This is a genomic window from Streptomyces sp. NPDC002574, assembly GCF_042889545.1.
In the GTDB taxonomy this organism is placed as follows: Bacteria; Actinomycetota; Actinomycetes; order Streptomycetales; family Streptomycetaceae; genus Actinacidiphila.
Genome location: NZ_JBIARB010000005.1, coordinates 237,883 through 255,203 on the forward strand (window position 1 = coordinate 237,883; position 17,321 = coordinate 255,203).

21 protein-coding genes are annotated in these 17,321 nt (G+C 74.0%); 11 read left to right on the forward strand and 10 right to left on the reverse strand.

The window, feature by feature from the left end:
- Nucleotides 1–84: 84 nt before the first annotated feature.
- Together ACFYXS_RS13640 and ACFYXS_RS13645 are read right to left on the reverse strand one after the other, a co-directional pair.
- Nucleotides 85–393 carry a DUF4326 domain-containing protein gene (locus ACFYXS_RS13640; protein WP_389247369.1) on the reverse strand — a complete coding sequence of 103 codons (309 nt, stop codon included), beginning with the start codon at nucleotides 391–393 and terminating at the stop codon, nucleotides 85–87.
- Nucleotides 394–397: 4 nt separating this feature from the next.
- Nucleotides 398–697: a putative quinol monooxygenase gene (locus ACFYXS_RS13645; protein ID WP_389247372.1), complete on the reverse strand. Its 300-nt coding sequence runs from the start codon at nucleotides 695–697 to the stop codon at nucleotides 398–400.
- Between the two features lie 134 nt (nucleotides 698–831).
- On the opposite strand from ACFYXS_RS13645, the gene ACFYXS_RS13650 reads away from it, so the two are divergent.
- Genes ACFYXS_RS13650 through ACFYXS_RS13660 form a run of 3 tightly spaced genes read left to right on the forward strand, consistent with a single transcriptional unit; the run spans nucleotide 832 to nucleotide 2,886 of the window.
- Nucleotides 832–1,791, forward strand: coding sequence for a GlxA family transcriptional regulator (locus tag ACFYXS_RS13650; protein WP_389247374.1), 960 nt, complete (start codon nucleotides 832–834; stop codon nucleotides 1,789–1,791).
- A gap of 59 nt (nucleotides 1,792–1,850) precedes the next feature.
- A complete protein-coding gene (locus ACFYXS_RS13655) occupies nucleotides 1,851–2,390 on the forward strand; it encodes a hypothetical protein (RefSeq protein ID WP_389247377.1) in 540 nt (179 codons plus the stop codon).
- A 37-nt stretch (nucleotides 2,391–2,427) separates the two neighbouring features.
- A complete protein-coding gene (locus ACFYXS_RS13660) occupies nucleotides 2,428–2,886 on the forward strand; it encodes a hypothetical protein (protein WP_389247380.1) in 459 nt (152 codons plus the stop codon).
- On the opposite strand, the gene ACFYXS_RS13665 is transcribed toward ACFYXS_RS13660, so the two are convergent.
- Nucleotides 2,871–3,905, reverse strand: a complete 1,035-nt coding sequence (locus ACFYXS_RS13665; protein WP_389247382.1) for a CobW family GTP-binding protein — start codon at nucleotides 3,903–3,905, stop codon at nucleotides 2,871–2,873. The genes ACFYXS_RS13660 and ACFYXS_RS13665 overlap by 16 nt on opposite strands.
- A gap of 167 nt (nucleotides 3,906–4,072) precedes the next feature.
- On the opposite strand from ACFYXS_RS13665, the gene ACFYXS_RS13670 reads away from it, so the two are divergent.
- Complete coding sequence (locus tag ACFYXS_RS13670; protein WP_389247384.1) at nucleotides 4,073–4,282, forward strand: hypothetical protein; 210 nt, start codon at nucleotides 4,073–4,075, stop codon at nucleotides 4,280–4,282.
- Nucleotides 4,283–4,396: 114 nt separating this feature from the next.
- Nucleotides 4,397–4,612 (forward strand): hypothetical protein, encoded by a 216-nt coding sequence (locus ACFYXS_RS13675; RefSeq protein WP_319660631.1) that lies wholly within the window; start codon nucleotides 4,397–4,399, stop codon nucleotides 4,610–4,612.
- Here ACFYXS_RS13675 and ACFYXS_RS13680 read toward each other — a convergent pair.
- Nucleotides 4,585–5,574: a hypothetical protein gene (locus ACFYXS_RS13680; RefSeq protein ID WP_389247386.1), complete on the reverse strand. Its 990-nt coding sequence runs from the start codon at nucleotides 5,572–5,574 to the stop codon at nucleotides 4,585–4,587. The two genes, ACFYXS_RS13675 and ACFYXS_RS13680, sit on opposite strands and share 28 nt — an antisense overlap.
- A gap of 95 nt (nucleotides 5,575–5,669) precedes the next feature.
- On the opposite strand from ACFYXS_RS13680, the gene ACFYXS_RS13685 reads away from it, so the two are divergent.
- From ACFYXS_RS13685 to ACFYXS_RS13695, 3 genes are all read left to right on the forward strand, one after another.
- Complete coding sequence (locus ACFYXS_RS13685) at nucleotides 5,670–6,383, forward strand: hypothetical protein (RefSeq protein WP_389247389.1); 714 nt, start codon at nucleotides 5,670–5,672, stop codon at nucleotides 6,381–6,383.
- Nucleotides 6,384–6,421: 38 nt separating this feature from the next.
- Nucleotides 6,422–6,610, forward strand: coding sequence for a hypothetical protein (locus ACFYXS_RS13690; protein ID WP_389247392.1), 189 nt, complete (start codon nucleotides 6,422–6,424; stop codon nucleotides 6,608–6,610).
- 77 nt (nucleotides 6,611–6,687) lie between these two features.
- Nucleotides 6,688–7,473 (forward strand): hypothetical protein, encoded by a 786-nt coding sequence (locus tag ACFYXS_RS13695; RefSeq protein WP_389247394.1) that lies wholly within the window; start codon nucleotides 6,688–6,690, stop codon nucleotides 7,471–7,473.
- 4 nt (nucleotides 7,474–7,477) lie between these two features.
- On the opposite strand, the gene ACFYXS_RS13700 is transcribed toward ACFYXS_RS13695, so the two are convergent.
- A complete protein-coding gene (locus ACFYXS_RS13700) occupies nucleotides 7,478–8,428 on the reverse strand; it encodes a DMT family transporter (protein WP_389247397.1) in 951 nt (316 codons plus the stop codon).
- A 218-nt stretch (nucleotides 8,429–8,646) separates the two neighbouring features.
- Here ACFYXS_RS13700 and ltaE point away from each other — a divergent pair, with 218 nt between their 5' ends.
- From ltaE to ACFYXS_RS13715, 3 genes are all read left to right on the forward strand, one after another.
- Nucleotides 8,647–9,738, forward strand: a complete 1,092-nt coding sequence (gene ltaE / locus ACFYXS_RS13705) for a low-specificity L-threonine aldolase (protein WP_389247399.1) — start codon at nucleotides 8,647–8,649, stop codon at nucleotides 9,736–9,738.
- Between the two features lie 169 nt (nucleotides 9,739–9,907).
- Nucleotides 9,908–10,555, forward strand: a complete 648-nt coding sequence (locus ACFYXS_RS13710) for a L,D-transpeptidase family protein (RefSeq protein ID WP_389247968.1) — start codon at nucleotides 9,908–9,910, stop codon at nucleotides 10,553–10,555.
- 256 nt (nucleotides 10,556–10,811) lie between these two features.
- Nucleotides 10,812–12,098 (forward strand): ricin-type beta-trefoil lectin domain protein, encoded by a 1,287-nt coding sequence (locus tag ACFYXS_RS13715; RefSeq protein WP_389247401.1) that lies wholly within the window; start codon nucleotides 10,812–10,814, stop codon nucleotides 12,096–12,098.
- A gap of 303 nt (nucleotides 12,099–12,401) precedes the next feature.
- Here ACFYXS_RS13715 and ACFYXS_RS13720 read toward each other — a convergent pair whose 3' ends face one another.
- From ACFYXS_RS13720 to ACFYXS_RS13740, 5 genes are all read right to left on the reverse strand, one after another.
- Nucleotides 12,402–12,995, reverse strand: coding sequence for a lytic polysaccharide monooxygenase (locus ACFYXS_RS13720; RefSeq protein WP_389247404.1), 594 nt, complete (start codon nucleotides 12,993–12,995; stop codon nucleotides 12,402–12,404).
- A 256-nt stretch (nucleotides 12,996–13,251) separates the two neighbouring features.
- The gene (locus ACFYXS_RS13725) at nucleotides 13,252–14,274 is read right to left on the reverse strand and encodes a GNAT family N-acetyltransferase (protein ID WP_389247406.1); all 1,023 of its coding nucleotides are present in this window, start codon (nucleotides 14,272–14,274) and stop codon (nucleotides 13,252–13,254) included.
- A gap of 52 nt (nucleotides 14,275–14,326) precedes the next feature.
- The gene (locus ACFYXS_RS13730; RefSeq protein ID WP_389247408.1) at nucleotides 14,327–14,959 is read right to left on the reverse strand and encodes a uridine kinase; all 633 of its coding nucleotides are present in this window, start codon (nucleotides 14,957–14,959) and stop codon (nucleotides 14,327–14,329) included.
- 69 nt (nucleotides 14,960–15,028) lie between these two features.
- Complete coding sequence (gndA, locus tag ACFYXS_RS13735) at nucleotides 15,029–16,468, reverse strand: NADP-dependent phosphogluconate dehydrogenase (protein ID WP_389247410.1); 1,440 nt, start codon at nucleotides 16,466–16,468, stop codon at nucleotides 15,029–15,031.
- Between the two features lie 98 nt (nucleotides 16,469–16,566).
- Entirely contained in the window at nucleotides 16,567–17,190 is a 624-nt protein-coding gene (locus ACFYXS_RS13740; protein ID WP_389247412.1) for an SRPBCC family protein, read from the reverse strand.
- Between the last annotated feature and the right edge of the window lie 131 nt (nucleotides 17,191–17,321).

Genomic DNA, 17,321 nt, shown 5'->3' on the forward strand with positions numbered 1-17,321 from the left:
GCGGCGCACGGGGCGCGCCGGCCCGGGTCCATGGGGACACGTGACCCACGGATCGGGACATCGCCGGCGCGCCCGCGTCAACCGTCAGTCGCGGTCGGCCAGTTCCGCGATGACCTGGGCATGGCACGGTTCGGGCACGCACCAGCAGCCCAGGCGCCGGCCACGCAGGCCGGGCAGCATCGCGAGCAGGTCAGGCCGCGACAGCAGGTGGTCCCGGTACATGTCCAGGACCTCCTCACGGGTGCCGTCCGGCCCCGGCCGGAAGGGGCTGGCCAGCGGCGAGCCCGGCAGGTGCCAGCCGCCGCGGTGGGCCGGGCGGCCGACGTAGACGACGTCCGCGTAGTCGGGGTCGTCGCGGTGGCCCTTGAGATTGACGACCGTGGTTCCGGTCATCGCGTCACGGCAGCTTGGCCGCGAGCACGTCGACCCGGCGGATGTCGGGCGGGGAGGCGAGCATCGTCCCGGTCGCCTCCTTCAGCGCCTCGGCGATACGCCCCTGGAGGTGGGCGGTGCGGCCGGTCTCGTCCGCGAAGGAGTCGAAGACCCCGAAGACGGTGGGGCTCTCGCGGAACGAGAACCAGGTGACCGTCCCCTCCTCCGCCTCCGCGAGCTCCAGGGCGTCGCGCAGCATCGCCTCGACCTCGCCCGCGTGCTCGGGCCTCGCCTCGATACGGACCAGCAGACCGATCTTCGTCATCACGTGCTCCCGTTTCTGGTGTTCCGGCTGTTCCGGTAGTCCGGTGTTCCTGCTGTTCCGGACACCGAGAACGCTAGGGGCGCGACACGTCCTCCCCCAGTGTCGGATACGGCATGTTCGATAGCATTCCCGTCATGGACATAGCCGTGGTGGCGTACGACGGGGTCTTCGACTCGGGGCTCTCCGCGATCCTCGACGTGCTCCAGGCGGCCAACGCCATGCGCGGGGAGCTGCCCCAGCCCCCGCCGGAGTGGAACGTGACGACCGTCGGCTCCCGCCGCCGGGTGCGCACCGGCGCCGGGCACACCGTCGCCGCGGCGCCGTTCGCGGCGGCCGCGGGGGCGGACCTGCTGCTGGTGCCGGCGCTCGCGGAACGCCGCCCGGACGCCCTGCTGGAACGTGTGGCGGGGGACGCGACGGCCCCGGTGCGGCGGCTGGTGGCCCGTACCCGGCAGGAGGGCCGGCCGATCGCCTCGGCGTGCACGGGGACCTTCCTGCTGGCCGAGTCCGGCGTCCTGGACGGGCTCCGGGCGACCACCAGCTGGTGGCTCGCGCCGGTCTTCCGGCGGCGCTACCCCGCCGTCACCGTGGACGAGACCCGGATGGTCACCACGTGCGGGGGCGTGACCACCGCGGGCGCCGCCTTCGGCCATGTCGACCTGGCCCTCGCCGTCGTCCGCATGAGCAGCCCGGCGCTGGCCGACCTGGTGGCCCGCTACCTCGTCGTCGACCACCGGCCGTCGCAGTCGGCGTACATCATCCCCAGCGCGCTGGCCCAGCACGACCCGACCGTCGCCGCCTTTGAGCAATGGGTGCGCGACCGGCTCGACGAGCCGGTCGGCATCGCCGAGGCCGCGCGGGCCCTCGGTGTCGGGGAACGCACGCTCCAGCGCGCGGTGCGCCGCGTGCTCGGCGTCTCCCCCGTCCGCTTCGTCCAGGACCTCCGGGTGGAACGGGCCTCCCACCTGCTGCGCACCACCGACCTCCCCGTGGAGGTCGTCGCCCGCCGCGTCGGCTACGAGCACGCCAACACCCTGCGCGTCCTCCTGCGCGAACGCGCGGGCACCACGGCCGGTGCCCTGCGCGGCCGCTGACCCGCACCGCGCGTCGATCCCGCGCGCCCCGGCCGGCCCCGCCTCTACGGGTGCGGGCCATGAGCACGGACATCCACGGCGGCATCGAGTTCCGGCGCCCCGGGGCGGACACCGGCTTCTACGACGGTGAGCCCTGGGTCAAGGCCATGGATCTGTGGCCGCTCCACGACGAACAGGACTACGCGGCCTTCGGCCTGCTGTTCGGGGTTCGCGACTCCGCCGGTTTCCGGCCTCTCGCGGCGGGACGAGGCCTGCCCGGCGATCTGTCCAGCGGTCTGGCGCCCTCCCTGCGCGGGGCGGACGGCAGCGAGACCGACGACGCGACCTGGGTCACGTGGTCCGAGCCGGCCGGACTTGCCCCCGCGGCGGCTCCCGCCCACTTCGCGGGGCCGTTGTCCTGGACGTCGGACGCCTGGCCCCGGTCGTTCCAACAGTGGCTGGTGCCGGCCGAACGGCCCGCCGACGTCCGCGAGGTGACGGGGCCGCCCCCGCCGGGGCTGGGCGAGGAGTCGCACTGGCCGCATGTCTTCGCCGTGACGCGGGCGACGGCGGGGCGCTTCGCGGACGACGGGGTGCGGCTGGTCGTCGGGTTCCCCTGACCCGCGGAAGGCCGTGCGGACGGCCTAGGCTGAGGGTGTGCTCGCGAAGCGGCGCAGGCGTGGCAGCGGGAAGGCCGCCTGCCTGGCGTGGTCGTTGCTCACCGCGCTGCTGCTGGCGGTGACGGCCTTCACGGCCGCCCACGGGGCTTTCGACACGGGGGCGCTGGGCCGGGAGGAACGCGTCCTGCTCCTGACGTGCGAGAAGCGCAACGGGGAGCGCGGGCGGGCGCCGACGGAGTGCACCGGGCGGCCGCTCGGGACGGAGGCGGTCCCGGCCGCGTCCCACGATCCGGTGAGGGTGCGGTACCAGGGCCGGCCGGGGGAAGTGGTGTCCGTGGTGCGCACCTGGTGGGGTACGCACGTGGTCACCGATCACAGCGTCCCGAACTGGACGATCGGGATCCTCCTCCCGCTGATCCCGCTCACGGCCGCCGTGCTGTGCGCGTGCCTGGCCGGCCGGGGGGCGCGACGGCGACGGCCTCAGGGCCGCACATAGCGCAGGACGCCGAGCATGGCGTCCTCCGGGATCTCGGCCTCCGGGTCGGCGACGCAGGCGTCGAGCGCCTTGCGCAGGCCTTCGGCGTCCAGGCCGGAGCCGATCATGACGAGGCGGGTGGCCCGGGACTCCCCGCGGGCCCAGGCCGAGGACGTGAAGCGCAGGAAGCCGCCGACGGCGTGCAGGGTGAACTTCTGCGGGTGGCCGGGCGCGGCGAAGCGGACGAAGCCCTTCATGCGGAACAGCCCGGCGGGGCGGCCGTCGAGGAACTCCGCCAGGCGGCGCGGGTGCAGGGGGGTGTCGGAGGTGAACTCGACACTCTCGTAGGCGGCATGGAGATGCCCTTCGTGGTCGCCGACGGCGTGGTCCGCCGACAGTTCCTCGAAGGAGAGCTGGCGCGCGGGCGCGTCGTCGACCGGGCGGGGCCTCGGGTCGAAGAGCAGGTCGGCTCCCACACGGCCGTGGGCGGCCTCGACCAGCGGGGTGTCCGGGGCCAGCGCGCCGAGGGTGTCGCGGACGCGGCCGAGCGCCTCCGCGTCCACGCGGTCGGTCTTGTTGAGGACGACGAGGTCGGCCGCGCGCACATGCCGGTCGAGTTCGGGATGGCGGGCCCGGACCGCCTCGAACTCCGCGGCGTCGACGACCTCCACGAGTCCGCCGTAGGTGATGGCGGTGTTCGTACTGGCCAGGAGCAGCCGGATCATGCCCTGGGGTTCGGCGAGCCCGCTGGCCTCGATGACGATGACGTCGATCCGGGCCTGCGGACGGGCGAGCCGGGCGAGCATGTCGTCCATCTCGGTGGCGTCGACCGCGCAGCACAGGCACCCGTTGTCGAGGGCGACCATCGAGTCCACCTGGCCCGCCACCGACAGGGCGTCGATGTTGATGCTGCCGAAGTCGTTGACGATCGCGCCGATGCGCGTCCCGCCGCTGGTGCGCAGCAGGTGGTTGAGGAGCGTGGTCTTTCCCGAACCCAGGAATCCCGCGAGGACGACGACCGGAATCCGTTGCTTGGCCAAGGTGTCCTCTCCGGGTGCGACTGCCGGCCGCTCATCGTAAGCCCCGCGCACCGCCCTGTGCTTCGTGCGGGTGAACGGCCGGCCCGGGCAGAACCGGGGCAGCGGCGCCGCGGTCTTCCGTCGCGTCCACCGTGACGGCGACGGACCGAGACGGACGGAGGGGACGCATGGCACAGGGAACGGACGCCACGCCCGGGACAGGCAACGGCACGGTGCTGGTGTGCATAGCGGCGGAGGACGAGGAGGCCGCCTACCGCATCGTGGACCTGATCTCCGGACACCACCCGGCGTCCGAGCCGCAACTGCGGCACACCGCCGACGGGATGGTGGCGTGCGCGCTGCGGGCGCACACACTGCGGGTGATCGGCGACGAGTAGTGCCGGGAACGGCACCGGTGGGACCAACGGCCCGCGGGGCGGCGGAGGTTGACGTCGCGTCGCGGGCCGGTCGCGCCCTGTTGCGAAGCGCCCCGACCGGGCACCATCGAACATGTGGCGGCATCTTGGCGTTGCGATGTCTGCGGGCGGGGGGACGACACCGTCCGCGACTGCGGCATCCCGCACCTCCCGCTGGCCGTCTGCGACCCGTGCTTCGCGGACATGGCACGGGCCCGGCGGTCCCCGCAGCCGCGGCCGCTGGACGGCCGCGAGCTGATGGCCGCGCTGCTGGAGGCGGCGGTTCAGGAGGACATCCGGCGCTCCTCCTGAACGGGGTGCACCGCGAAGGTCGACGGCAGCACGGCGCGGCTCCGCACGGCGCCCGCGGGCACGGGACGGGCGGGCACGGCGTCGGCGGCCGACAGCCCCTCGGCGCGCAGCGCCACCGCGCGGACGGGGGCCTGGTGCGCGCCGAGGGCCTCGTGCATGCCGAAGGCGGCCTCGGCCAGTTCGCCCGGGTCGGAGGTGGGGGCGGGCAGGGTACGGCTGCGGCTGACCGAGGAACCGCCGCCGAGCCGGACGGTGAGGGTGAGGCCGGTCGCCGTACGGCCGGTGCTGCGCAGCCGGTCGCCGAGGCCGAGGCCGAGTTCGATCACGGCCCGGCTCAGCGTGCCCCGGTCGGTGGCGTCGGCCGTGAAGAGGCGGTCCGCGGCGAGCGAGCGGGGTGGCGACTCGGGGACGAGGGGGCCCGCGTCGACACCGTGCGCGCGGTCCCACACCGCCCGCCCCGGACCGGCGCCGAGGATCCGCTGCACCTCGGGCAGCGGGGCCGCCGCCACCCGTCCGACGGTGCCCAGCCCGGCCGCGACCAGTGCGCCGACGGCGTCCGCGGTGATCCCGGGGAGGGCCGCGACGGGCTGGGGGCGCAGGAAGTCGGCGACGGCGCCGGGATCGGCGTCCACGGCCCGGATACGCCCGGCGAGGATGTCGTACGCGGCCATGTACGCGACCGTGCGGCTGCCGGCGACGCCGATCGTGAGGCGCACGTCGTACAGTCCGGCGGCCCGGGTGCTGATCATGAGGGCGAGCTGTTCCGGCAGCAGGCCGTAGAAGCCCACCGCGGGACGCACGTCGGCCACGACCGCGTCCGGCCGTTCGACGCGCACGATCGGGGTGAACTGGCCGACCAGTCCGGCCAGCGCGGTGAGCGTCGCGGGGTCCGTGCCGCCGCAGCGGATGTAGAGCACGCAGGGCTCCGGGTCCTGGTCCTGGTACCGCTCCGGTTCGACCATGGTCGTGCCCGCCTCCGCCCTTCGTTCGAACAGCTGCTCGAATTTCGAGTGTAGGGCATTCCGGGGCCCGGCGTGGGGCACATAGGCTGCGCTTCATGCCCCTGACCGCCGCGCAGCGCAGAGCCCTGCTGGAGTCCGACGCGAACACCGGACTGCTGGGCGCGCGGGAGGCGACGTGCGCGGCACTGGTCAAGCAGGGCCTCGCGGTGCGGTACGGGCGCACCGGCGGCCACTACCTGACCCCGGAGGGCCTGCGCGTCCGCGGTGAACTGGCCCGCACCGATCTCCCGGCGGCGGAGCCCGCCGCCCCGGCGGGCGAAGAGCACGGCGCGGAAGCGGGGACGTCCGGGTTCACCGCCGACGACGGCCACGGTCCCGGTTCCGGTTCCGGTTCCGGTTCCGGTTCCGGACGTCCCGTGTCCGGCTCGCGCACCGCAGAGGTCGGGGCGGCCTGGTCCGGTCTGCTGGAGATCCGGCGCGTCCTGCAGGACGGCGACACCGGCCGCCCGGCGCCCTGGGAACGCGACCGGTTCGTCCACGCGGTCGCCCTCGCCCTGGAGGCCGCCGGCCTTCCGCCGTCCGCCCGTGACGACTCCGGCCGCCCCATGCGGGCGGGCTACGCCGTGGCCCCCGCCGCCGCGCAGGACGGCGTCGCCGAGGTGTCCTGGCCCTCGCCCGGCGACGACCCCGCCGAGGCGGCGCTCGAGCGGTGCCGGGCGCTGCTGGAACCCCACGGCTGGCAGTGCACGCTCCACCGCGACCGCGGCGGCCGGGCCTCCTTCCTGCTGGTTTCGCCCCGCCGCGCCTGAAGGAGCACGATGGAGGGATACGGCGAAGGAGGAGCACCGTGAGTTCCAGGGCTTCCGACACCGATCCCCGCATCTACCTGCAGACCCCCTCCCAGGCGGAGGGAGAGCGGGAGTACGACCCCGCCGAGCGCAGCACCATGGAGATCCACCCCGACGTCCCCCACACCACCCCGTCGCAGGCGGAGGGCGAACGCGTGGAGGACGACCTGCCGCCGACGCCGATGTGAGACTCGGCAGCACCGCGGGACGCGCCGCAGGGCCCGCTCCGGCGTGCCGCCAGAGGGCGGGACGCGAAAGGACACACGTGGACGTACGCGACTACCCCACCGGACGGATCGCCGCCGAGGCCGCTTTCACGTCCGACTTCGACCTGCCGGGCGACCTGTCGATCGGGCAGATCGCCGGCCTCGCGGAGGGCGACCGTCCCGCGATGGACGGCCGCCCCGGCATGCACCACAAATACCTGCCCCTGCGAAGGGACGAGGACCTCGGCGTCCATGAGGTCGGCGGCCGCTATCTCTTCGACACCTGGGAGAACGCCGTCGCGTATGTACGTTTCACCGATCAGCTCGAACTCGAGCCGGGTGTCACCTTCTGGAACCGGCCGTTCTTCACCCGCCTCGACCGCCACACCTGGCGGGTCGTCGGCGCGCACGACCTCACGCCGCTCGCATCGACGCACCACGTGAGCCGCCTGGAGCGCTGGTCCGGCCCGGGACAGGAGCACGCGGAACGCGTCCTGGAGGGTGCGTGGACTGCCGTCCTCGAAGAAGCCGCCGGGCACGGACTGGCGGCCGTCTGGCTGCTGCACCAGCCGGACGAACGGCAGATCGGGCTGCTCCGCGTGCGCGCGGCGGACTCCACGTCGGACAGGGCCGCGGTGCGCGACGCCCTCGCCGCACTGGAACACCTCGACGCCGCCGAGGCCGGCCGCGCCGCCGGTGAACTCGGCGCGCGCAAGGTCTTCGACCGGACGAGTCTGAACCTCGCGCTGTGGCTGCCGCTGTCGCGGAAGGCGGGCGGCGCGGCGTCGAGCCATCCCTTCTCCGAGTTGTACGCCGGGCCGCAGCCGCTCCAGCACGCCCTCTGATCCCTCACCCGCCCTCGCGGGACAGCGCCGCCAGGGCCAGGCCGAGCACCGCGAGGCCCGTCCAGGACAGCGCGCCGAGGCGCTCGCCCAGTACGGCGATGCCCAGCAGGGCGGCGACCGCGGGCTCGGCGAGCGTGAGCGTGGTGGCCGCGGCGGCGGTCGTACGGCGCAGGCCGTGGCCGAAGAGGCGGTACGCAAGGAACGTGGTGAACAGCGCGAGGTGCAGCACGACCGCCGCCCCGCGCGGGGTCGGCAGCCACGCCGTCGCCCCCGACGCCAGGACGACCGGCAGCGTGAGGACCCCGGCCGCGCCGAAGAGGACGCCCATCACCGCGCCGGGGGCGTGGCCGCCCCCGATGAGGTGGCCGCCGACGAGCGAGTAGACGGCGTACGACAGCCCGGCCAGGGCCGCGAGGGCGACGCCCGTGCCATCGGTGCGGGTGTGCGCACCCCCGCCCCCGCCCAGCACGAGCAGGGCGCAGCCGAGCACCGCCGTCGCGGTGGCGGCGGTCCAGCGCGGGCCCGGCCGGTGGAGGCCGGCCGCCCAGGCCAGCAGTCCGGTGAAGACCGGGGCGCTGCCGAGCGCGATCACGGTGGCGACGGCGACGCCCGTCCGGGAGACCGCCGGGTAGAACGCGAGCGGGTACCCGGCCACGGCGAGGGCACCGACGGCGAGCAGCGGCGGACGGCCGTGCCCGGTGGATCGCAGCAGCGCCGGGACGCCCCGGGCACCGGCCAGCAGGAGGAGGCCGCCCAGGACGAGACCCGCGCCGCCGACCGCCGCGGGCGGCGCGCCGACGGGTGCGAAGGAGGCGGCGGTCCCGGTGGTGCCCCACAGCAGTGCGGCGGTCAGGATCGGCAGGGCGCCGTGGGTGAACCGGGCGCGGCCGGCGGGCGTGCGGGCCGTGAGCGGGCGTGCGGGGGCGGACGGAGTCGCGGGAGGGAGATCCGGCACAGGGGTGGCCTTTCGTCACGAATCGGAAGGAGCGGATTCGCAGCGGGCGCACCGGTGCGGCCCCGGGTGGCGCATGGCCTGCCGGGGGCGCGGGTCGGAACCGTCAGTCAGTGCGCCCGGTCAGGCGCACAGCGGCGGCAGAACGACGTGCCAGTAGGGCTTCACCCGGGGATCGTACCGGCCGCGGGCCGCACAGCCGGGCGTGGCAGGGTGAGTGCATGCCGAACACCGATGCCACTGAAGTCAGCCGAGGCGGCGACGAAGCCCCTTCCCGTGTCCTGGACCTGCGCAGCGACACCGTCACCCGGCCCGGCGAGGCCATGCGCCGGGCGATGGCCGACGCCCCGGTGGGGGACGACGTCTTCGGGGAGGACCCCACCGTCAACGCCCTGCAGGAGCGGATCGCCGAGCGCCTGGGCTTCGAGGCCGCGCTCTTCGTGTCCTCCGGTACGCAGAGCAACCTGTGCGCCCTGCTGACCCATTGCGGTCGCGGCGACGAGTACATCGCCGGGCAGTCGGCCCACGTCTACCGCTGGGAGGGCGGCGGCGCGGCCGTGCTGGGCGGCATCCAGCCGAACGCGCTGCCGCACCGCGCGGACGGCACGCTGGACCTGTCCGACATCGCGGCGGCGGTCAAGCCGGACGACCCGCACTTCCCGCGCACCCGCCTGCTCTGCCTGGAGAACACCATCGGCGGCCGGCCCGTCCCGCTGGACTACCTGCGCGCGGCCACCGGCCTCGCCCGGGACCACGGGCTGGCCACCCACCTGGACGGGGCGCGGCTGTTCAACGCCGCGGTGGCCGAGGGCGGCGACCCGTTCGAGCAGGCGCGGCTGATCGCGGGGAACTTCGACAGCGTCTCGGTCTGCTTCAGCAAGGGCCTCGGCGCCCCGGTCGGCTCCACGCTGCTGGGCTCGCGGGAGTTCATCGGGCGCGCCCTGCGCTGGCGCAAGGCGCTGGGCGGCGGGATGCGGCAGGCCGGTGTCCTCGCGGCGGGGGCGCTGCACGCGCTGGAGCACCACGTGCCGCGACTGGCCGACGACCACGCGCACGCCGCGCTGTTCGCGGAGGGGATGAAGGACGTTCCGGGACTGGTGGTCGAGCCCGCGCAGACCAACATGGTCTTCGCAGAGCCCGGGCCCGGGCTGACCGCGGACGAGGTGCGGGACCGCCTCGCGCGGCGCGGGGTGCTGTGCGCCGCGTACCCGGGGCGGCTGCGGTTCGTGTTCCACCTGGACATCACCCGCGAGGACACGGAGCGGGCGGTGCGCACGGTGCGCGAGGCACTGGAGGGGTCCCCAACCCGCTGAAATTGTCGGGTAGTTGTCGCGGTACGCCGTCCCGTCACCGCAACCTCCCGCGGCTCCCGGATGTCCTAGGGAGTGAGGCCGTCGCACGGCGGTCAGGCGGGGAAGGGGAAGCATGGGAGCGAGAGCGACAGCGGGACGGCGCGCGGGGGCGGCCCTCGCGGTGGCCGTGATGGCGGTGACTCCGGTCGTCGCGGGGGGCGGCACGGCGCACGCCGCCGCGAAGTGCACGGCGACCAAGGGGCCGTACCAGAAGGACGTGGAGAAGTTCCTCGGGCGGCCCGTGGACGGGAAGCAGTCCTCGGCGGACTGCAACGCGATACGCGCCTTCCAGACGAAGAACGGCATCTACCCGAACGCGGGCTACGCGGGACCGGTGACCTGGGGCGTCATGAAGATCATGAACGCCCAGAAGGCCGCCGGCCGCACGCCGAACAAGGCGGGCAAGTGCCCCACGAACAAGGGCCGCATCGCCTGCGTCGACCTGACCCGGCAGCTGAGCTGGATACAGGACGGCAAGACCCTCAAGTTCGGGCCGGTGCCGGTCCGGACGGGCCGCAACGGGTACGAGACGCGGACCGGCCTGAAGAAGATCTACTGGCGGCACATCAACCACTACTCGACGATCTACCACGTCGCCATGCCGTACAGCCAGTTCTTCGACGGCGGCGAGGCGTTCCACTCGATCGCGGGGAGCGTGTGGTCCCCGCCGGGTTCGCACGGCTGCGTGAACATGCGCTCGGCGGACGCGAAGAAGTACTGGAGCATGCTGAAGACCGGTGACGACGTGTACGTGTACGGGCGCAAGCCCGGCACCTGACGGACGGACGGCCGGGGAGCGCGCCGGGCATCGTAGCGGCGCGGGGCGGGCTCGTGCGGGGTTTCCCGCGCGGGCCCGTTCTTCTTGGTCCAGACCTCTTGACGGGCTCTTGACCCGGCAGTTCAATCACGGCGTGAACTAAGCCTTGAACAAAGGCGGATGGACCTCAGGCCTCCCCCATGGACCGACCGGCCCGGCCCGTCCCGCACGGGTTCACATGACAGGTGCATGACCTCCCCCACGAAAGGCAGCGCCCGTGAACGCACTCCCCCCACGCCCGCGCCGACGCACCCGCGCCCGCGGTCTGCTCGCCGCCGGCATCACCGGCCTCCTCGCCCTCGCCGCCCTCACCACCACGGGCCCCGCGAGCGGCGCCCCGGCACCGGCCCCCGCCGCCGCGGCGGCCGTCACCACCTTCGCCGACGAGTTCGACGGCCCCGCGGGAAGCGGCGTCGACGGCGGCAAGTGGCAGACCGAGACCGGCGACAACGTCAACAACCACGAGCGGCAGTACTACACCGCGGGCAACCGCAACGCCGCCCTCGACGGCCAGGGCCACCTGGTCATCACCGCCCGCAAGGAGAACCCCGCCGGATACCAGTGCTGGTACGGCAGTTGCCAGTACACCTCGGCCCGGCTCAACACCTCCGGCCGCTTCACCACCACGTACGGGCATGTCGAGACCCGGATGAAGCTCCCCCGCGGCCAGGGCATGTGGCCCGCGTTCTGGATGCTGGGCAACAACATCGGCGACGTCGGATGGCCCAACAGCGGCGAGATCGACATCATGGAGAACGTCGGCTTCGAGCCCGGCTCGGTGCACGGCACGCTCCACGGCCCCGGTTACTCCGGGTCCGGCGGCATCGGCGCCGGCTACACGCTCCCGGGCGGCCAGGCCTTCGCCGACGCCTTCCACACCTTCGCCATCGACTGGAGCCCCGACTCCATCAGCTGGTCGGTCGACGGCACCGTCTACCAGCGCAGGACCCCCGCCGACCTGGGCGGCCGGCAGTGGGTGTTCAACAAGCCGTTCTTCGTCATCCTCAACCTCGCGGTGGGCGGCTACTGGCCGGGCGACCCGGACGGCAGCACCTCCTTCCCGCAGCAACTGGTGGTCGACTACGTGCACGTCACCACGTCCGACACCTCGGGCGGGGGCGGCGGCACCGGGCGCATCACCGGCCTGGCCGGCAAGTGCGTCGACGTCGCCGGCGCCAACCCGGCCAACGGCACCCCCGTCCAGCTCTACGACTGCAACGGCTCGGCCGCCCAGCAGTGGACGGCCGCCGCGGACGGCACCCTGCGCGCCCTCGGCAAGTGCCTGGACGTGAAGGACTTCGGCACCGCCGACGGCTCCCAGCTCCAACTGTGGGACTGCGCCGGCGGGACCAACCAGAAGTGGACCCTGTCCGCCGCCCACGACATCGTCAACCCGCAGGCGAACAAGTGCCTGGACGTGACGGGCAACAGCTCGGCCAACGGCACCCGGCTCCAGCTGTGGACGTGCACCGGTGGCGCGAACCAGAAGTGGACGCTGGGCTGACCCCCTGAGCGTGGGGGGGGGCGGGGGCCCCCCCCCCCCCCCCCCCCGCGCCCCGGGCCCCCCCCCCCCCCCCCCCCCCCCCGGGGGGGGGGGGCCGGGGCCCCGGGGGGGGCGGGGCGCGGGGCCCCCACCCCGTTCGGGGCGGGGGCCCGCCCCCCGTGGCGGGGCGGCGCCCCGCCCCCCGCCCCCCCCCACGGCAGGACCCCGGGAACGGCCACGCCGCCGGGCCGCCGAGGGGGGATCGGCGGACCCGGCGGCGCGACCGTGGGGGATCAGGCCCCGGGGGGGGGCAGGGCCGGAGGATCAGAACCGCACGTCGGAGCAGGCGTAGAAGGCGTTGCCCGTGTCCGCGATGGTCCACACCGCGAGCACGATGTGGCGCCCGGTGCGGCCGGTCGGGATCGTGCCCTGGTGCGTGACGGTCGTCGGGACACGGGCCCCGTTGTAGTCGACCGTCAGGAACGGCGTCGGCGTGAGCGCGGAGCGGGTGAGCGGCCGGCTCGGGTCGAAGCCCTGCTTGGTGATGTAGTACCTGAAGTCGGCGGTCGCGTGCGAGGCGGTGAACTGCCAGCGGAAGCTGTAGTTCTGGCCGCCCGTCACCTTGGTGGTGGGCCAGCCGGTGCCGCCGCGCGGGTCGTCGAGCTGCGCGAACCTGCTGTTGCCGCCCGCGCAGATGGTGCCGTCGGAGGGTCCGCCGGACGGGAAGCCCTTGGGGCCCTCGACACTCTGCGGTTCCCACTGGATGTCACCGCAGTTGGTCACCGTGCCGTTGGCGCAGAGCTTCTGACGGCTGATCGGGGAATCAGTGTAGCCGTGGCTGTAGGCGCTGCCGGTGGCCAGGACGGACAGCCCGGCGAGGGCGAGGCCGACAACGGCCGCACCGAGTTTTCTGGGCATGCTTCGCTCCTCGGAGAACGTGGGGGAGTTCTGAGAGCAGTTGCGGAGCCTGCAGGACCGGCTTGGTCTGGACCAATAGTGAAGCTACTCCGACGAGTTGGTCATGTCTAGGCCAAGAAAAGGAGAAGCCCCGGCCAGGACGGGGGGATCTGGCCGGGGCGGTCACAGGGACGCGACAGCGGAAACGATTCTCTTCGCCGCGCGATCCGAAGATAGTTTAACAGTCAAGGAGAGGCAATTCGAACCGCCAAACTTCTCAACGCTGTGGAGTCGCGCACATCCGCGGGTCGAGCACCCGCTGCAGCCGGTACGCCACGGGGCGGAACCCCACCGCCGGCCAATTCGCCGCGGACACCGGTGATCCCGCGGACCAGCTCGCCGTGATGTGCCGGTACCCGTGGTCGTACGCCCAGGCCAGCGCGGTCGCCAGCAGCACCCGGCTGATGCCCTCGCCGCGGGCGACGTGCGTCACGTACGCCTCGACCAGTTCGACGCATCCCTCCGGCACCATCGGGCCGGGCTCGGCGGGGATCAGCACGACCATGCCGATCTCCTCGCCGCGCCGCAGCGCGACCCACGCCCCGCTGCGGGAATCGGCCAGGGCGCCCGCGTAGTGCGTGCGCAGCGCGGCGAGCGCCGGCTCGGGCTGCGGGCGGAACACCGCGGAGCCCCGGTCGGCGCGGGCCGCCTCCACCGCCATCCGCCCGATCCGTTCCAGGTCCCCGGGGCCCGCCCGGCGCACCGACAGCGCGTCCACACCGCGCGGCTGACGGCCTTTGGGCCGCACCGCCATCAGTCCGCGGACGCGTTCCAGTCCGAAACCGCAGCGGAACCAGGCGAGCGCGGCCTCGTCGTCGGCGGGCAGGTCCACGTAGTGCACGTAGCGGCGGTCCGCGACCAGCCGCTGCGCCACCGTCGCGTACAGCCCGCGCAGCACGTCGTCCCGCACTCCCTCACGGCCGCCGCGCAGGGCGTGGCCGCCGTACTCCACCAGTGCCGAGCGCGGGTGGGAGCGCAGCGCCGCGCGGTCGTCGTCCGCCAGGTCCAGCGCGGTCGCCGCGAGGTACCCGGTCATGGCGCCGTCGCCGGCGCGCGAGGCGACCGCCTCCGTGCGCGGCCCGGCGAGGATCTTCCCCAGCAGCTCCTCGCCGCCCGGCGGGACCGCGGCCCGTCCCGGCTGGAGCGGCAGCCCTCTTCGGACCTTCCCGTACCAGCGGTCCAGCAGTGCGGCGGCCTCGGGGACGTGCTCGGTGGTCAGCGGAGCTATGGCGACAGTCATGGTGCTCCGGGACGCTAACGGTCGCCGTGGGGCGGCGGCAAGCGGCGCCCGGTCAGCCCGTCCACGCCGGATGCCGGGGGTCGTCGGTATGGACGAGGATGTCCGCGGTCTCCCCCGGCGCGGCCTCCCGCTCGTACCGCTCGTACGCCGGGAGCGTCCAGTGCTCCTCCTGCGGCGTCCGGCGGGCCAGCGCCCCCCGCGACATCCGCAGGTGCACGCTCAGGTCGAACGGGAACCCGTATCCCTGCAGCAGCGCCCCCTCCAGGAGCAGCACGCCGCCGGGCGGCAGTTCCTCGTACGCCGCGCGGGTGGCGCGGTCCGTCTCCGGGTTCCAGCGGGAGGGCAGCACGCGCCCGCTGCCGCCGGGCGCGAGCGGGTCGAACACCTCGCGCCACAGTGCGCCGGTGTCGAGCCAGCGGTCGTAGTAGGCGTCCGGGTCCTGGCGCCCCAGCTCGAAGCGCTGCGACGCGGGCCGCCAGTACGTCCGCGCGCCGACCCGCAGCACCGGCCGCCCGCGCAGCCGCAGGGCCTCCGCGAGGGCTTCCGCCAGCGCCTCGGGGTGCGCCGCGGGGGCTCCGTCGACGGCCACGCGCGGGCGTTCTCCCCCGTCCTGCGGTGTCAGCTCCACCACACGGTCGGCCAGCGCTTCGGTCAGCCGTTCCCAGCTCACGGGGGTCAGTCGCACGCGCCCATTGTGCCGGGCACGCCTGTGCACCCGCCCTCGCGGGGGCGGGTGCACAAATCGGGCCGGGACTCAGCCGGCGGAGGTCTCCGAGCGGTCGCCGCCCCACAGTGTGTGGAACGCGCCCGGCTTGTCGACGCGCCCGTAGGTGTGCGCCCCGAAGAAGTCCCGCAGCCCCTGGACGAGCGCGGCGGGCAGCCGCTCGGCGCGCAGCGCGTCGTAGTACGCGAGCGCGGCGGAGAACCCGGGCGCGGGGACGCCCAGTTGGGCGGCGGTGGTGACGACCCGGCGCCAGGCGTCCTGGGCGGAGCCGAGCGCGTCGGCGAAGTGGGAGTCCGTCAGCAGGGTGGCGCGGCCGGGGTCGGCGTCGTACGCCTCCTTGATGCGGTTGAGGAAGCGGGCCCGGATGATGCAGCCGCCGCGCCAGATGGTGGCCATGGCGCCCGGGTCGACCTGCCAGCCGAACTCCGCGCTGCCGGCCTGGATGAGGTTGAAGCCCTGGGCGTAGGCGACGATCTTCGAGGCGTACAGCGCCTCCTCGACGTCGTCGGCGAAGCGGTCGCTCGCCGCGCTGTCGAGCCAGGTCTCGCCCGGCCCGGGCAGTCCCTGGCTGGCCTCGCGCAGTTCGGTGCTGCCGGACAGCGAGCGCGCGAACACCGCCTCGGCGATGCCGGAGGCCGGGACGCCGAAGTCGAGCGCGTTCTGCACGGTCCAGCGGCCGGTGCCCTTCTGCTCGGCGCGGTCGAGGACCACGTCGACGAACGGCTTGCCGGTCCCGGCGTCGGTGTGCGCCAGCACCTCGGCGGTGATCTCCACGAGGTACGACTCCAGGCGCCCGGAGTTCCACGTCCGGAAGATCTCCGCGATTTCGCCCGGCCGCTTGCCCGCCGCGTGCCGCAGCAGGTCGTACGCCTCGGCGATGAGCTGCATGTCGGCGTACTCGATGCCGTTGTGCACCATCTTCACGAAGTGCCCGGCGCCGTCGGGGCCCACGTGCGTGCAGCACGGGACGCCGTCGACCTTGGCGGCGATGTCCTCCAGGATCGGGCCCAGGGACTCGTACGACTCCGCCGAGCCGCCCGGCATGATCGAGGGGCCGTTGAGGGCGCCCTCCTCGCCGCCGGAGATGCCGGTGCCGACGAAGTGCAGGCCCTGCTCGCGCAGTGCCTTCTCCCGGCGCCGGGTGTCGCGGTAGTCGGCGTTGCCGCCGTCGACGACCATGTCGCCCGGTTCCAGCAGCGGCACCAGCTCGTCGATCACGGCGTCGGTGGGGTCACCGGCCTTCACCATGATGATGATGCGCCGGGGGCGTTCGAGGGAGTCGACGAACTCCTTGAGGGTCTCCGCGGGGTGGAATTCGCCCTCGCCGCCGAACTCCTCGACCAGGGACCGCGTCCTTGCCGGAGTGCGGTTGTGCAGGGCCACCGGGTGACCGTGCCGCGCGAGGTTCCTGGCCAGGTTGCGGCCCATGACCGCCAGTCCGGTGACGCCGATGCGGGCCTGCTCCGCCATCTGCGGGTCCTCTCTGTTCAGTCCTGCGGGGGTGGGGCACCTACGGCGTCCAGCCTGTCAGCGAAGTAACCCGATCGAGGGAACTTCGGGCGGATCCGTCAGGTGCCCGTGCCTATGCGGTCCTGACCTGCTACACGCGGGAGCGCGGGACGCAGGGCGGCCGCCGGGAGCATCGCCGCGGCGGCCGGTGCGCGCGGGGCGCCGGCACGTACCTGCCCGGCGGGCGGGGGCGGCTGCGGCGGCGCCACCATGGGGCTGCCGAGCGCCTCGCGGAACCGGCGCGCGTCCTCGGGAAGGTCGCGGCGCCAGGCCCAGCCGAGAAAGGGTGCCAGCAGCAGCATGCCCCCGCCGAGCGTACTGGTGACGCTGAGTTGCACGAACGAGCCCTGTGCGTGGGGCAGCATGCGGAAGGCGTACTCGGGGACCTGGGTGCCCAGCGGGCTCCACATCCGCCGGCCTCGGTAGCTGATCCTGCGGCAGGGCTGGTAGACCGAGCAGACCAGCCGGTGTTCGCGGTGGCGGCCCGGATAGTGATAGCGGTACACGGCCCGCTCCCCCGGTGCCACGCACTCCGTCGAGACGGCGGCGACGCCCGAGCTCCACACCTGGAGGTTGCGGGCGTCGGCCAGGAAGTCGAAGACCTCTTCCACGGTTCGGGTGACGATCACGCTTGTAGACACCGTCGGCATCGCAGACCTCCCCGGTGCCGGCGCGGCCAGCATGTGAGCAGTTCCCTCTTGGCTCCTCACCGACAGCGTGCGGGGGAAAAGGCGGCGTGTCGTGGCGGGTGAGCCGTACGGGTGAATCCGAGGCCCGTGACCGGCCGAAACGTACTCGGGGAGAATGCCGCCGC